This is a genomic window from Salinispora goodfellowii, from assembly GCF_059570675.1.
In genome coordinates, this window is the sequence record NZ_JCANTD010000022.1 from 62,467 (window position 1) to 77,077 (window position 14,611).

At 69.6% G+C, this 14,611-nt stretch carries 14 protein-coding genes; 5 read left to right on the top strand and 9 right to left on the bottom strand.

From position 1 onward, the window contains the following. Nucleotides 1-29: 29 nt before the first annotated feature. Nucleotides 30-1,319 (bottom strand): adenylosuccinate synthase, encoded by a 1,290-nt coding sequence (locus tag T398_RS19095; protein ID WP_496448732.1) that lies wholly within the window; start codon nucleotides 1,317-1,319, stop codon nucleotides 30-32. A 127-nt stretch (nucleotides 1,320-1,446) separates the two neighbouring features. Between T398_RS19095 and T398_RS19100 the strand changes: the two genes are divergently transcribed. Both T398_RS19100 and T398_RS19105 read left to right on the top strand, forming a co-directional pair. Then, nucleotides 1,447-2,460 carry a hypothetical protein gene (locus T398_RS19100; protein ID WP_496448734.1) on the top strand — a complete coding sequence of 338 codons (1,014 nt, stop codon included), beginning with the start codon at nucleotides 1,447-1,449 and terminating at the stop codon, nucleotides 2,458-2,460. 55 nt (nucleotides 2,461-2,515) lie between these two features. Further along, nucleotides 2,516-4,186, top strand: a complete 1,671-nt coding sequence (locus T398_RS19105; protein WP_496448736.1) for a MinD/ParA family ATP-binding protein — start codon at nucleotides 2,516-2,518, stop codon at nucleotides 4,184-4,186. A gap of 67 nt (nucleotides 4,187-4,253) precedes the next feature. Here the strand turns inward: T398_RS19105 and T398_RS19110 are convergent, their stop codons facing one another. Beyond that, nucleotides 4,254-4,682 (bottom strand): DUF3151 domain-containing protein, encoded by a 429-nt coding sequence (locus T398_RS19110; RefSeq protein WP_018217910.1) that lies wholly within the window; start codon nucleotides 4,680-4,682, stop codon nucleotides 4,254-4,256. A 281-nt stretch (nucleotides 4,683-4,963) separates the two neighbouring features. After that, entirely contained in the window at nucleotides 4,964-5,986 is a 1,023-nt protein-coding gene (gene fbaA / locus T398_RS19115) for a class II fructose-bisphosphate aldolase (protein WP_018727964.1), read from the bottom strand. Nucleotides 5,987-6,347: 361 nt separating this feature from the next. On the opposite strand from fbaA, the gene T398_RS19120 reads away from it, so the two are divergent. The 3 genes from T398_RS19120 to T398_RS19130 all read left to right on the top strand — a co-directional run bounded on the left by T398_RS19120 (nucleotide 6,348) and on the right by T398_RS19130 (nucleotide 9,274). After that, nucleotides 6,348-6,560, top strand: coding sequence for a hypothetical protein (locus T398_RS19120; protein ID WP_496448738.1), 213 nt, complete (start codon nucleotides 6,348-6,350; stop codon nucleotides 6,558-6,560). Nucleotides 6,561-6,749: 189 nt separating this feature from the next. Then, entirely contained in the window at nucleotides 6,750-8,306 is a 1,557-nt protein-coding gene (locus T398_RS19125; protein WP_496448740.1) for an LPXTG cell wall anchor domain-containing protein, read from the top strand. Between the two features lie 254 nt (nucleotides 8,307-8,560). Further along, a complete protein-coding gene (locus tag T398_RS19130; RefSeq protein WP_496448741.1) occupies nucleotides 8,561-9,274 on the top strand; it encodes a DedA family protein in 714 nt (237 codons plus the stop codon). A 229-nt stretch (nucleotides 9,275-9,503) separates the two neighbouring features. On the opposite strand, the gene T398_RS19135 is transcribed toward T398_RS19130, so the two are convergent. From T398_RS19135 to T398_RS19160, 6 genes are all read right to left on the bottom strand, one after another. Beyond that, a complete protein-coding gene (locus T398_RS19135) occupies nucleotides 9,504-9,881 on the bottom strand; it encodes an ArsR/SmtB family transcription factor (RefSeq protein WP_018816275.1) in 378 nt (125 codons plus the stop codon). Nucleotides 9,882-9,938: 57 nt separating this feature from the next. Next, nucleotides 9,939-10,478, bottom strand: coding sequence for an orotate phosphoribosyltransferase (gene pyrE / locus T398_RS19140; protein WP_018217902.1), 540 nt, complete (start codon nucleotides 10,476-10,478; stop codon nucleotides 9,939-9,941). A 145-nt stretch (nucleotides 10,479-10,623) separates the two neighbouring features. Next, nucleotides 10,624-11,433, bottom strand: coding sequence for an SDR family NAD(P)-dependent oxidoreductase (locus T398_RS19145; RefSeq protein WP_496448743.1), 810 nt, complete (start codon nucleotides 11,431-11,433; stop codon nucleotides 10,624-10,626). Nucleotides 11,434-11,440: 7 nt separating this feature from the next. Beyond that, nucleotides 11,441-12,046 carry a hypothetical protein gene (locus T398_RS19150; RefSeq protein WP_496448744.1) on the bottom strand — a complete coding sequence of 202 codons (606 nt, stop codon included), beginning with the start codon at nucleotides 12,044-12,046 and terminating at the stop codon, nucleotides 11,441-11,443. A gap of 87 nt (nucleotides 12,047-12,133) precedes the next feature. Next, nucleotides 12,134-13,003: a hypothetical protein gene (locus T398_RS19155; RefSeq protein ID WP_496448770.1), complete on the bottom strand. Its 870-nt coding sequence runs from the start codon at nucleotides 13,001-13,003 to the stop codon at nucleotides 12,134-12,136. A 38-nt stretch (nucleotides 13,004-13,041) separates the two neighbouring features. Beyond that, a complete protein-coding gene (locus tag T398_RS19160) occupies nucleotides 13,042-14,601 on the bottom strand; it encodes a polyamine aminopropyltransferase (RefSeq protein WP_496448771.1) in 1,560 nt (519 codons plus the stop codon). Nucleotides 14,602-14,611: the final 10 nt, after the last annotated feature.

The following is a 14,611-nucleotide window of genomic DNA, read 5'->3' on the forward strand; positions in this document are numbered from 1 at the left end:
TCCTGGGGTAGGGACGACGACCGGGGAACTCAGGGCAGGAGCGGGTGGTAGACGACGTTCTCCTCCCGGCCGGGGCCGACACCGACCACGCTGACCCGGGTACGGCAAAGCTCCTCGATCCGGGCGATGTAACGGCGGGCGGCGGCGGGCAACTCCGCCTCGGTCCGCGCGTTGGTGATCTCCTCCCACCAGCCGTCGAGCTCCTCGTAGATCGGAGTCGCGTGGTGGAAGTCCGTCTGCGTCATCGGCATCTCGTCGACGCGCTTGCCATTGATTTCGTACCCGACGCAGATCGGCACCTTCGGCAGGCCGGTCAGCACGTCGAGCTTCGTGACGACCAGGTCGGTGACCCCGTTGAGTCGGCACGCGTACCGGGCGACGACCGCGTCGAACCAGCCGCACCGGCGTTCCCGACCGGTGGTGGTGCCGTACTCGTGGCCGATCTTGCGCAGGTGCTGGCCGTTGTCGTCGTGCAGCTCCGTCGGGAACGGTCCGGCACCGACCCGGGTGGCGTACGCCTTGCTGACCGCGATCACCTTGGTGATGGCGGTCGGCGGGACTCCCGCTCCGACGCAGGCCCCACCGGCCGTCGGGTTCGAGGAGGTCACGAAGGGGTAGGTGCCGTGGTCCATGTCGAGCATGGTCGCCTGGGCGCCTTCCAACAGCACGGTCTCGCCGCGGTCCAGCGCCTCCCAGAGCATCGCCCGGGTCTCGGCGATATACGGCCGGAGCCGCTCGGCGTAGCCCAGGTACTCCTCGACCGTCGCCTCGACGTCGATCGCCTTGCGGTTGTACACCTTGAACAGCATCTGGTTCTTCTCGCGCAGGGCGAGTTCCAGCTTCTTGCGGAGGATCCCCGGGTCGAGCAGGTCCTGCACCCGGATCCCCATCCGAGCGACCTTGTCCCCGTACGCCGGGCCGATGCCCCGGCCGGTGGTGCCGATCCGGGACGACCCCAGGTACCGCTCGACCACCCGGTCCAACGCCCGATGGTGCGGCATGATCAGGTGGGCGTCGCCGGAGATCCGCAGCCGGGAGACGTCCACACCGCGCTCGGCGAGCCCGTCGATCTCGGCCAGCAGCACCTTCGGGTCGACCACCACGCCATTGCCGATGACTATCTTCGCGTTGGGCGAGAGCGCCCCCGAGGGCATCAGGTGCAGGGCGTACTTCTGCCCGTCCGGAGTGATGACCGTGTGGCCGGCGTTGTTGCCGCCGGAGTAGCGCACCACGTGGTCAACCCGCTCCCCCAGCAGGTCGGTAACCTTGCCCTTGCCCTCGTCGCCCCACTGGGCCCCGAGAAGCACGATCGCTGGCATCTTCTTCAGCCTCCAGAAGGCTCGGGTGCCAGGCGGCGACCGGTCGGCGAGCCCGAGGTGTCAGGCTAACAAGAAGTGACGGCGCGTCCGGCAGGGGTTCGCGCCCAGAGGCAGGAGGCTGCGACCCGTGTACGACGTGGTGCTGCTCACGCTCGGCTCGGAACGGGACGCGCCGGGCGCCTGCGGCAGCGACGGTGCCTGCTGCGGCGACCCCGACAAGGCCAACGACGAGCCCGCGACCGACCGCTGCGAGACCCCCCGCGTACCGGTGCTGGCCTGCGCGGACGCGCTCACCGCCCGGGGTGCGCGGGTCGACCTGGTGACCGCCAGGTCCGAGCGGGAGATCGACGAGGTACTGAGCCGTCTCGATGGCCCACCTCGACCGGACGGCCTCGACTGGCCCGACCCTGATTCCCGCACCCGACTGATTGTCGGCACCGCCAGTGACACACAGCTGCGCACCGTCCTACGTCGCCTCGTCCGGCGGTACGCCCCGCCGCCGAGCCGCCGTCCGACGGATCTGCCGGTCAACCGGACGGTGCCGGATCTGCCCCCGGTCGGCGTGCTGCCGCTCGACCCGGCCCGCGGCAGCAGCCAACCTCGAGATCTGGCAGCACAGCTCGGGCTGCCCCGCGACCCGGTGGCGGTGGCGGCGGCGGTGTTGGCGGGCGCGCCCCGCCGGCTCGACCTGCTGCGCAATGACGCCGGATCGGTCACGCTGGACGGCGCGCTGCTCGGCGCGGCCGACGAGGGGGGCCAGCCGCTGCACTGGCGCGGCCGGGTCGAGGTCGACGACACGCTCCTCTCCGCTGGCGACGACCCGCTGCTGGCCTGCGCCATCGGCAACGCTGGTGGGTACGCCCAGCTGGCCGACGTGACCCTGCTCGCCGCCCCCGACCCGGGCGACGGTCTGGTCGAGGTCGCGGTGGCGGTCCCGGTCCTCACCTCGTCCCGGTGGGGTCGCCGCCGGGTCCGCCTGGAGGTTCGCCGTGCCCGCGGCCGGGCGGTGGCCGTGGCGCCCCGGGAGGGGGCGATCCCGTTCCTCGACGACGGCGCCGAGGGCGAGCTCAAACGTAAGCGGTCCTGGTGGACCGAGCCGGGCGCGTGGGCGGTCTGGTCTCCCCCGACCGCCCACGCGTAGCCACTCAGAATCACTTTCCGAGGCATATCCTCAGCAGGAGGCGTGGGGAGGAACCATGGTGGACGAAAACGTCGACCGGTCGTACACGGCCGGCCAGCAGCCGGCGCCGGAGCGGGACATCGAACCCTGGTGGCCAGCGGCCGAAGCCGAACCGGCGTCCTGGTCGCCAGCGACGGCACCGGATGACCAGAATCAGCCGCCTCCGCCGCCCGACGAGACGCAGGTACCCGTCGAGTGGGCGAGCACGCCTTCCGATGCAGCGCGCGCCTGGGCGCCGAGCCCGGAGAGCGGTCCGCGCAGTGCGGTAGCCGATGTCCCGGCACCCCACGTTCCCAACGTGGCGCCGGCTCCCGGCGTCAATCTCCACCAACCGTTCAGCCTCGACCCGACCGATCCGGCACCTGGCATATCGACCAGTAGACCGACCGCCGAGGCATCGTCGGAGAGCCCGCCCGTCGTCAACCGGGTTGCCTGGGCTGACCGCGGCGCCTCGACCGAGTGGCCACGGGTGGTGCCAAGGCAACGTCCCACACCGCAGGAGGCATCCAACGATGCCCACCACGGCGCCAACGACCCCCGCCCCGCCGTCGACGAACCTGGCCACGGCATAGCCGAACCCCACCACGGCGTTGACGACCCGGGCGGTGGCGGTTCCCGCCACCGCCCGGACTCGGGTGCACTGCCAACCGTGGGGCCGCCAACCTCGGGACCACCAACCGCAGGGCCGGCTCCGGCTCCCCACCCAGCACCAGTACCCGGCAACCCCGTACCTCCGCGGACCGGGTGGACGCCGCCGGGGCAGGCGCCACCAACCGCCGAGGACTTTGCCCGGCGTCGGCAGCTACGCCCGGTGGACCCGATGGCCACCATGGGCGTTCGGGCGATGGCCAACCGGATTGGGCTCCGCCTCCCGCCTGGCCGCCAGGAGCAGGAGCTGCGCCGCGACATTGAGATGGTCCGCCGCAACTTTGGCGGGCTGCGGCAAGTCACCGTGGTCAACCCGAAAGGCGGCGCCGGCAAGACGGTCGCAATCCTGTTGCTCGCCATGACCTTTGGTCAGAAACGTGGCGGCTACGTCCTGGCCTGGGACAACAACGAGACGCAGGGCACCCTGGGCATGCGCGCCCAGCAGGATTTCCACGCCCGTACGGTGCGAGACCTGCTGCACGATCTGAATCAGTTCCAAAGCTCCCACGGCCGGGTCGGTGACCTGTCGCAGTACGTCCGGGCTCAGGGCGAGGGGATGTTCGACGTCCTCGCGTCGGACGAGTCGGCCACCGGCGGGGGGATGCTCACCGCTACGGCGTTCGCGGAGATCCGCGAGGTGGTCAGCCGCTTCTACAAACTGATCTTTGTGGATACCGGCAACAATGTGCGGGCGCAGAACTGGCAGGCCGCGATCGACGCCACCGATCAGCTGGTGGTGACCATGTCCGCCCGCAACGACTCAGCGGAGACAGCCGCCCGGATGCTCGACCATCTGGAGCAGAGCAACCGACAACGACTGGTTCGGCAGGCGGTGACCGTCGTATCGATGCCGCCGTCCCGGAAAGAGATCGACCTGCCGGCGATCCAGGCACACTTCGCAGCGCGGACCCGGGCAGTGCTCCTGGCCCCGTACGAGCGGCTCATCGACTCCGGCGAGCCGCTCCGGTACGCGGGGCTCTCGTCGGCCGCTCGGGACGCCTGGCTCAAGATCGCAGCTGCGGTGGCCGAGGGGCTCTGACCCGCCGAGGCGAGCCGGGTACGCCGGGCTGGCTGCTGCCAGCCCGGCGTCGGTCGTCCGCGGCAGCTCAGTCGCTCGCCAGCGCGTCCGCCGCGGCCGGATCGCAGTCGCGGAGGAACTGGGCGCAGCGGGCCGCCTCGTCGGCCTCACCGATGGCGTCAGCCGCCCGGGACAGCACCCAGAGGCACCGCAGGAAGCCCTGGTTCGGCTCATGCGACCACGGCACCGGGCCGTGCCCCTTCCAACCGCTTCGGCGTAGCTGGTCCAGGCCCCGGTGGTAGCCGGTGCGGGCGTACGCGTACGCCTGGACCACCTGGTCCGCCGCGAACGCGCGGACCGCGAGCGCGGCCCAGGCCGCACTGAATGTGGGGAAACGTGCCGCCACCGCGGCGAAGTCCTCGTCGGCGCCGCTCTCCGCAGCGGCGGCGATGGCGCTGTCAGCCTCATCATGTGCGGGCAGGAGGGTGGCCGGTGGCTCCGGCAACAGGTTCTGCATCGCCCTATTCAACCTGCTTCCCCCGGCGACCCGCGAGCGGGTCGACTGACCCAACCGCAGTACACGCACGCGTGCGACCCCATCGCCGTCCGCCGGTCGCGCTGCTGGTCACCGACTCCGGGTCCGATGCTGCGCGGACCGTCGTCGGGCTACCGACCGGATCGTCGGCACCCTGGCCCCTTCGGGCTAACGCCGGGGCCCCCTTCGGGCTAGCGCCGGGGGCACCAAGCGCGACGGCCGGCCCCCGGTGCGGGAGCCGGCCGTCGAACACGGCGATCAGATCACTTCATCCGGGTGCCGGTGGAACGCAGGTCCTCGCAGGCCTCGACGATGCGGGCGGCCATCCCGGCCTCGGCGGCCTTGCCCCAGACCCGCGGGTCGTACTTCTTCTTGTTGCCAACCTCACCGTCGACCTTCAGCACCCCGTCGTAGTTGCTGAACATGTGGTCCGCGACGGGACGGGTGAAGCAGTACTGGGTGTCGGTGTCGATGTTCATCTTCACCACCCCGTAGTCCAGCGACTCACGGATCTCCGACAGCAGCGAACCGGAGCCACCGTGGAAGACCAGGCTCAGCGGCTTGTCCTTGCCGTACTTGGCCCCGACCGCCGCCTGAATCTGGTTGAGCACCTCGGGACGAAGCTTGACATTGCCCGGCTTGTAGACGCCGTGCACGTTGCCGAAGGTCAGCGCCGCCATGTAGCGGCCCTTCTCCCCCAGGCCAAGCGCCTCAACCATGGCCAGGCCGTCGTCAACGGTGGTGTAGAGCTTCTCGTTGATGGCGTTCTCGACGCCGTCCTCCTCGCCGCCGACCACGCCGACCTCGATCTCAAGGACAATCTTGGCCTTGGCGGCCTCGCCGAGAAGCTGCTCGGCGATCGTGAGGTTCTCCGCTACCGGCACCGCCGAGCCGTCCCACATGTGCGACTGGAACAGCGGCTCCTGGCCGGCCCGCACCCGCTCCTGCGAGATGCCCAGCAACGGCCGGACGAACTTGTCCAGCTTGTCCTTCGGGCAGTGGTCGGTGTGCAGGGCGATGTTGACTGAGTACTTCTTGGCGACCTCGTGCGCGTACGCGGCGAACGCCGCCGCGCCGGTGACCATGTCCTTCACCGAGGGGCCGGAGAGGTATTCGGCACCACCGGTGGAGACCTGGATGATGCCGTCACTCTCCGCGTCGGCGAAGCCCTTCAACGCGGCGTTGAGGGTCTGCGAAGAGGTCACGTTGATCGCGGGGTAGGCGAACCGGCCCTCCTTGGCACGGTCCAGCATCTCCGCGTAGGCCTCGGGGGAAGCGATAGGCATGTCGAACGCTCCTTACTTAACGCTCTCGGCCGTCGCCGGCCGCTGTTGTCCTTGGGTGCGCCGGACCGCGCTGTCCACCGCCGGCAGTATCCCGCAGTTGATTACGGTCGGCACCACCGGCCCGGGCACACCCGGTCCCGATGCCCCTGGTTCGACCCAGCCCAGCGACGCTGATCAGAAAGGTCCGGACCGCCCGTTCGCACCCGGCGAAGGCCCCGCCCCCATCGTGGCACCGGGGCGCCATGCCGGGGAGGCATTCCCGTTTCCGAACGGACCGGCACGGTCCACGCCACCCCCGACGCGGAGCGTAACCAGACCGTACGGTGTGGGTAGCTGTCCGCACCAGATCCAGGGAGGGACCGTGGGCCTACCCGACGAGGACTTCGCCCCGGGCGAGCACCTCACGCCGGACGAGCGGGACTTGGAGGCCGAGCCGGCGGACGCGGTCGAGCAGGCCATGGTGGCAGATCCGGGCGAGGTGGAGGTCGAGCCGCACCGCGGTCTGGAGGTCAACGGCTGGGATGCGACGGAGCAGGCCCGCGCCGTCGGGGGCGACGAGGACGACTACCGCTGAGCGGGGGCCAACGGGCCGGGGCTATTCGGCCGGAATCGCAGCCGGATACAACTGGCCGAAACGGCGAGTTCGATTCAGATCTTCGGCTTATGTCGGTCAGCAAACCCTACTCGGGACAGTCAGGCTTCGGGGTGCCAATTACGATCCACGAACCGACTTTGGTGTGAAACCCCCAGCCGAAGGATTTCGATGTTCAAACACCCCACCCGGCGCTGGCTCGCCGGGATCGGCCTCGCCGGCGCGCTCGTCGTCGCCGCCGCTCCCGCCTCCGCGGCCGAGACCGACATCACGCTCGACGTCTACTTCGACAACGTCACCCTCGCCGCTGGCTCCGCTGGCAAGGTAAGGTGGGCGACCATCTTCACCTCGGCGCCGGTCACCCTGAACGACCTGACCATCCAGTACGACTTCAACGACCTCGCCGGTAAGGTTGACGTCTCCTCGGAGTTCGGGGACAACGACTGCACCACGCCGGAACCGCATGTGTTGCGCTGTGTCCGCCCCTTCCCCGACCCCATTGAGAACAGCCGAGGCGCCTACAGCGCGTCTCTCGTGCCCACCGCCGCCGCCGCGAACGGCGACGAGGGGGTGCTGAAGGTCAGCTTCAGCGCCCAGGGCTTCTCCCCCGTCACCCACGAGGCGACAGTACGCATCGGCACCGGAGTCGATCTCGTCGCTGGGGCAGAGCACGAGTTCTCCGTCGCACCCGGTGAGACGTTCACGGAACCACTGACAGTCAGCAACGCTGGCGAGGTCACCGCCGACGGGGCGGTCGCGTCCTTTGACCACGACTACGGGATCCGGGCCGACCAGCGCTACCGCAACTGCAACTACGACGGCGACCACCTGCTCTTCTGCCGCTTCGATGAGAAGCTGACACCGGGGGCCAGCTACCGCGCCCCCCTCGCCCACACGCTCGGGGCGGACACCTACGCGCCGAGCTTCGTACACGGCGGGCTCTACTGGCACACGCCGGCCGAGTTCGAAGCCTACGAGGCGCGCCTGCACCGCCTGGGGCTCTCCCTGGGAGAGCCCGGCACCGGTGGGAAGCTGACGCTGACCGAGCAGAGCCGTACCCAGTCGGCTCGCGAGGCGCAGGCCGACACGGATCCGTCCAACAACTGGTCCCACCTGTCGATTTCAGCCACCGGCAGCAATGGCACCGACCTGGCGGCGATCGGCACCGAGGTCGCCGGGGAGAAAGACGCCGAGGTCCGGGCGACCATCGGCTTCCACAACAACGGCCCGGCCACTCTCGACTATCGTCGTAGGGACATGCCCGTGACCTACCTCGAGGTCAACATCCCGCAGGGCACCACGGCGGTCGGGGTCCCCGACAGCTGCGCGCCGTTGCGCGGCAGCGAGTTGGGCGAATGGGGTGAGCCGGGGGGAGCTAGATACCACTGCTACGCCTCCACCATCAGCAAGGTTGGCGAGCAGCAGACGTTTGACTTCACGCTCCGGATCGACGAGGTCATCGCGGACGCTTCCGCCGCGGCGAAAATTAACGTGCCCTGCCACTGCGAGGGCGGCTTCTACGACGATATCCAGCCGGCCAACGACGAGGCCGCGATCCTGGTCAACGCAACCGGCGACACCGGGGGCGGGGGTGGCGGTGCCGACCCGAGCCTGCCGATCACCGGTGACTCCACCCTGCGGGTGGCGGGCCTCGGCGGCCTGCTGCTCGCCACCGGTGCGGCCGGCTTCCTGGTCGCCCGCCGCCGACGGAACAGTTTCGTCGCCTGATCACCCAGCAGCACCGCGCTGCCCCGTCAGCCTGTCCGGTTGGCGGGGCAACGTGCATAAGAGTGCAAATTCTGGTCGGCCAGGTTCGCGTCAGTGGCCCGCGCGGGGCTGGTCCTCGGCCAAGGAACCCCGACCAGCGGTGTGGGTGCAGCTATGACGTCAGGCACCGGACGGACCGGGCGGCCACCTAGACTACGGACATTCCCGTCGCCGTTGGCGACATCCACCGCCCGGCAGCCCACGGAGGTCACCGCGTGTCGACGCCCACCACTACCCTGGCCCTCGGGCCGGACTGGCTCGATCCCGAGGTGCTGATCTCGACCTTCGGCCTGCTCGGCATCCTGGTGATCGTCTTTGCCGAGTCGGGGCTACTGATCGGCTTCTTCCTGCCGGGTGACTCGCTGCTGTTCACCGCCGGACTACTCACCGCCGACGGGAAGTGGATCACCACGCCGCTCTGGCTGGTCTGCCTACTCATCACGCTGTCGGCCATCGCCGGTGACCAGGTGGGGTACGCCTTCGGACGCAAGGTCGGGCCGGCGCTGTTCCGGCGGCCCAACTCGAAGCTGTTCAAGCAGGAAAACCTGCTGAAGTCGCACGAATTCTTCGAGAAGTACGGGGCCCGTTCGGTGGTACTGGCCCGCTTCGTACCGATCGTCCGGACGTTCACTCCGATCGTGGCCGGGGTCAGCCGGATGAACTACCGCACGTTCGTCATCTACAACGTGATCGGCGCAATCCTTTGGGGCACCGGCGTGACGGTGCTCGGCTACTTCCTCGGCCAGATCCCGTTCGTGAAGGCGAACATCGAGCTGATCCTGATCGCGATCGTGGTGCTCTCGGTGGTCCCGATCGTGGTCGAGTTGCTGCGCGCCCGCCTTGCGGCGAGGCGCGGCACCACCGCGGCGGAGCGGGCCGCGGCCGAGGAGGCGATCCAGGAAACCCGGGAGCACTACGGCAAGCACTGACCTGGCGCAAGCACCAACCTGGCCGGGGCGCGGCACCGAGTGTGGCCGCGCCCCCGGGACCCCGCGGTGCCCACGCTCGAAACGGCACGTCAGAGGGTGTGCCCCGTCGCGCGACGAGGCACACTCCGAGTCGCGCTCCGACCGGCGAGCCGTCAGCCGGCCGGCCGCGCTCCGCGAAACCGGCCGTCCGACGCCACCCCGCTCGGAGGGCGTCGGACGGGCGGTACGGTCAGCGCGCCTTCTTGCCGGCGCGCTTACGCGGCGGCGTCAGGAGGTCGGCGATGGTCGCGATCGCGGTCGGCACCAGCCGGTAGTACGCCCAGACGCCGCGCTTCTCCCGCTCCAGGAGGCCAGCCTCAGTGAGGATGCGCAAGTGATGGCTGACCGTCGGCTGGGAGAGGCCAAGGGGCGCGGTGAGATCACACACGCACGCTTCACCCTCCGGAGCCGACTGGATCAGGCTCAGCAGCCGCAGTCGAGCGGGGTCGGCAAGGGCCTTGAGGACCCCGGCCAGCCGCTCCGCGTCTGCTCGTTCGATCGGCTCGCCGCCAAGCGGCGAGATCTGAGGCATTGTCATTTCCGCCAACGCAGTTCCCACGTATTCCATCCTTCCACCAGCAGCATTGACTCGCCTACATATCGGCGAATCCAAATCGGCAGACTTTTACGCCACAAGGCCGAGGTCAGCCAACGTATAGGCCGCCCGGTACGGCAGTCCGGCGGCTCGCACCGCGGCGCCGGCACCTCGATCAACAATAACCGCTACCCCCACCACCTCAGCCCCGGCCTCACGTAGAGCTTCCACAGCAGTCAACACGCTCTGGCCCGTGGTGGAAGTGTCTTCCACCGCGAGCACCCGGCGCCCCGCCACATCGGGTCCCTCGATTCGGCGTTGCAGACCGTGCGCCTTGCCCGCCTTTCGGACGACGAAGGCATCCAGCGGGCGGTCGGTACCAGCGGTGGCGTGCAGCATCGACAGCGCGATCGGGTCGGCGCCGAGGGTGAGCCCACCCACCGCGTCGTACGCCCAGTCGGCAGTCAGCTCCCGCAGCACCCGGCCCACCAACGGTGCGGCCTCGTGATGCAGCGTTACGCGCCGCAGGTCCACATACCAGTCCGCCGCACGCCCCGAGGAGAGCACCACCCGACCATGGACCACTGCCAGGTCGGTGATGAATTTACGCAGGTCGTCGTGGTCCCCCATGGCGAAGAGGGTACTGCTCGATGCTGGGAGCCATGTGCCGGGGCGGCCTGGGTCAACCCTGCGGGCGATGCGACAGCGGGCGATATACCAACACGCTCCGCAACCAGAAGGGCCGTCGGCGCCGCCGATGGCCCTTCCCGGGCGATCACTGTTTCGGGCGGCCGACCTGCCCCCGGGTGTCCTGCGAGAAGGCCTCCACCAGCCGCCGGGGGGCGTGCCGCATCGCCGCCACGAGCAGCTTGTACTTCCATACCGGAATGCTGATCAACTTACCTTTTCGCAGGTCACGAAGGGATTCAGCGACGACATCCTCCGCCCGCAGCCACATCCACGCCGGCGTCTGCGACCGGTCGATGCCGGCCCGGTCGTGGAACTCGGTACGGGTGTAGCCCGGGCAAAGAGCCATCACCTGGACACCGAACGCCCGCACCGACAGACCGACCGACTCGCTGAAGCTGGTCACCCACGCCTTGCTCGCCGGGTACGTCGAACCGGGCATTACCGGCCCGAACCCAGAGACCGAAGAGACATTTATCACTGCCCCACTCCGCCGCTCGGTCATCGGCTGGACGGCGGCGAGGGTGAGCCGCATCACCGCGTGCACGTTGAGCCGGAGCAGGCGCGCCTCGTCTTCCGGCGACGACCGCAGAAACGGCGTGTTGAGGCTGATCCCCGCGTTGTTCACCAGCAACTCGACCGGGGAACCCGTGGTGAGCCGGCGCTCCACCTCCGCGCATCCATCGTCGGTGGACAGATCGGCGGAGATCGTTTCAACCTCTCGGCCGTGCTGGGAGGTCAGCTCGGCTGCGGCCTCCCCCAACCGGGCCGCATCCCGGGCAACCAGCACCAGGTGCCAGCCCTCCGCGGCCAGTTGGCGCGCGAACTCCGCCCCGATGCCAGCCGTCGCACCGGTAATCAAGGCACGTCGCTCGGCGGTCGACTGGTCACTCGGCACGAGCGCCTCACCTCGGGGGATGTGGGGGTGGATACGGCACGTGCATGCCGGGCACGGGCCGCCGGAACCAGCTGGCTGCCGGCGGCAAGGCCAGCAATATAGCTACCACAAGGTAACCGAGCACCTGCCCAACCGAAAGACCTGCGCCGAGCGGAATCCACCAGTCCGGGTACGCCTCGGACAGTTGGGCAAACAGCTCAACGGGAGCGCGATCCTCGTCCCCCGGCTGCATGGGGAAGGCCCGCATCCCGCCCAGACCGGCGCACCCACAGCAGCCGGCGACCACCCCCAGGCCGGCGACCACCCAGGTCGCCACCCGCGCACCGGAACGGCCAATGCGCACCAGTCCGGCGAGCGCGGCCAGGAGCGCCCCGGCGAGCAGGCTGACCACCGCACCCGTCACTGTCCAGGCACTGACCAGCAGGACCACCCCATCGATCTCGTCCGACGAGGCCGCGCTTCCCGCCGCCGCCAGCCGGAAGGCGTCAACCGTACTGACCAGCACGAACAGGCCGGTAGCGGCGTACGCGACGGCGACCACCGCCATCACCGCCAGCAGCAGGACAGCCGCGGTCACCGCAGCCGGGCGGCGGGCCGGTTCGGGGTACGACACAACTGGTCCCTCCGGTAGGCGTCGGGTTGCACGCTATCCGGAGGGACCAGTCGACGTCGCGTTCTATCGCGGGCAGAGCACCGATGGCTAGCCGATGCCGCCGGAGCCGGACTGCCCCCCTTGACCCGGGTCTGCCGAACCCGGGTTCCCCAAGGCGCCCGAACTCGGATCAGCCTGCGGGTAGCCTGGCTGGCCCGGGGGCGGCGGGTACGCGGACTGGCCCTCAGCCGGTGGATACGCGGGCTGGCCCGGGAGCGGCGGATACGCCGGCTGGCCCGCAGCCGGTGGATACGCGGGCTGGCCCGGGAACGGCGGATACGCCGGCTGGCCCGCAGCCGGTGGATACGCCGGCTGGCCCGGGAGCGGCGGCTCCCACTGCTGCTGCGGTTTGCGGAAGAACTCGTTCGATGGCGGCAAGGCAAGCAGGATCAGGGCCGCCAACAGGGCGATAGCACCGACGGTCGCGGTCAGCACCGGCTCGTGCCAGGACGGCAGGGCTTCGTCCAGCCGGCGGTCGAGTTCCTCCTGGCTGACAATGGCACCGGAACCATCGCCCTCCACCACGCTACCCGCCGCGGAGAAGGCCAAGCCGGCGCCGACGCAGCAGAGCGCGATGCCACCGACGACCCAGGTGGTGATCCGGGCCGGGTTCATCCCCCGGTTGTTGAGCAGGGCGAGAACGACGATTCCCACCGCGAACAGCAGGCTGACCACGCTCGTCGCGGCAGCCATGAACGCCACGGCGCCCTCGGTGCCCTCTGCTGTGGTGCCCGCAAAGGCATCCTCGTAGATCTCCTGGACCGCGCCCAGGGTGGTGAGAGCGACCACCACATCGAGCACGGCTAGGGCGGCATAGAAGATAAGTAGGTAGCTGGAAATAGTGACGACGCCCGGACGTACCCGAACGGGCTGGTGCGGATTTACCACGAGTCTCCTTCCCTCATTCGCGCCCCACACCGTACGGCCTCGGGCCAACAAACTCGACGGTACGAGCCTCAGTACCCGCGCCATTCGGCACGCGCGTAGTCGAGCACTCGGGGATGCAACAGCGTTGAGGCCGGCACATTGACCCGGCCTCGGTCCGGTGGGAAGACCTCGGCGGCGGCCAGCGTGGGCGCGTCCAGAAAACGCAGGGTTGGCGCGCCGCTGGGCAGGGTCAGCAAGGGCGGGTTCGCACCGGGCGCGGCGAGCAGAAAGCCCCAGTCACCGAAGGAGGGGATATCCACGTGGTACGGGGTGGTGGCGAATCCGGCCTCCCGCAGTGATGCCTCGATGGACCAGTATGACCGGGGCGCGAAGTACGGGGAACCGGCCTGCACCACCAGCCGACCCTCGACGGCCAGCGCGTTCCGGACCAACGTGTAGAACTCCACCGAGTAGAGCTTCGCGGTAGCCGTCTCGTCCGGGTCGGGTAGATCGGCGATCACCACGTCAAACTGCTCGGTGGTGGACCGCAGCCACCTGAACGCGTCGGCGGGCAACACCCGAACCCGGGGATCGTCGAGCGAGCCACCGTTGAGCTGCCGCAGTCGCGGCTCGGTGCGGGCCAACGCCACCACCGCCGAATCCAGGTCGACCACGGTGATCCGACGGATGTCCGGGTAGCGCAGCAGTTCCCGAACGGCGAGCCCGTCCCCCGCGCCGAGCAGGAGCACCTCGCCGCGCGGACCAGCGAGCGCCGGATGCACCAGCGCCTCGTGGTATCGGTATTCGTCGAGCGAACTGAACTGGAGATCCCCGTTGAGAAAGAGGCGCAGGTCGGTCTGGCCACCGGGCGCGGCCACCGAGTCGGTGAGGACGATCTCCTGGTAGCGGCTGCGCTCCGCGTGCACCACCGGGTCGCGATAGAGCTGCTGCCGGGCGGTCACCTCGAAGTCATGGGCGGTCAGCCACGCGTACCCGAGGCAGAGGGCAACCAGCACGGAACCGGCGGTCAACGCCGTGCGTGCCCGACCGCTGAGTTCCCGCCGGAAGACGGTGAAGACCAACACTAGGCCGGCGACGGCGTTCACCGCGCCGACCACCAGCGCGCCCTTGAGCTGGCCGAAGAGCGGCAGCAGCAGGAACGGGAAGGCCAGGCCACCGAGGAGGGCGCCGACGTAGTCGGCGGCGAACAGGTCGGCAACCGCACTGCCGGCCGCCTGCTGGCGGATCCGTTGCAGCAGCACCATCAACAGCGGGATCTCCGCGCCGATCAACAGCCCGAGTACGAAGGCGGTGCCGACCAGTGCCGGCAGATACAGGTTCAGCCAGGCGAACGCCGCATAGAGGCCGAGTACCGACAGCCCTCCGAGCAGCGCCAGGGCCAGCTCGATCGCGGCGAACACGGCGGCGGCCCGCGATTGCAGCGGCTTCGCGGCGAGGGCTCCCACCCCCATCGCGAAGACCATGACCCCGAGCACGATCGACGCCTGCCCGACCGTGTCGCCGATCAGGTAGCTACCGAGCGCAACCAGGGCCAGTTCGTAAACCAGGCCGCAGGCCGCGCAGACGAACACCGCGGCCAGCACGGCGGCGCGAGCCGACCGCCACCGGATCGGCGCGTCCACGTCCACCGTCACGCCC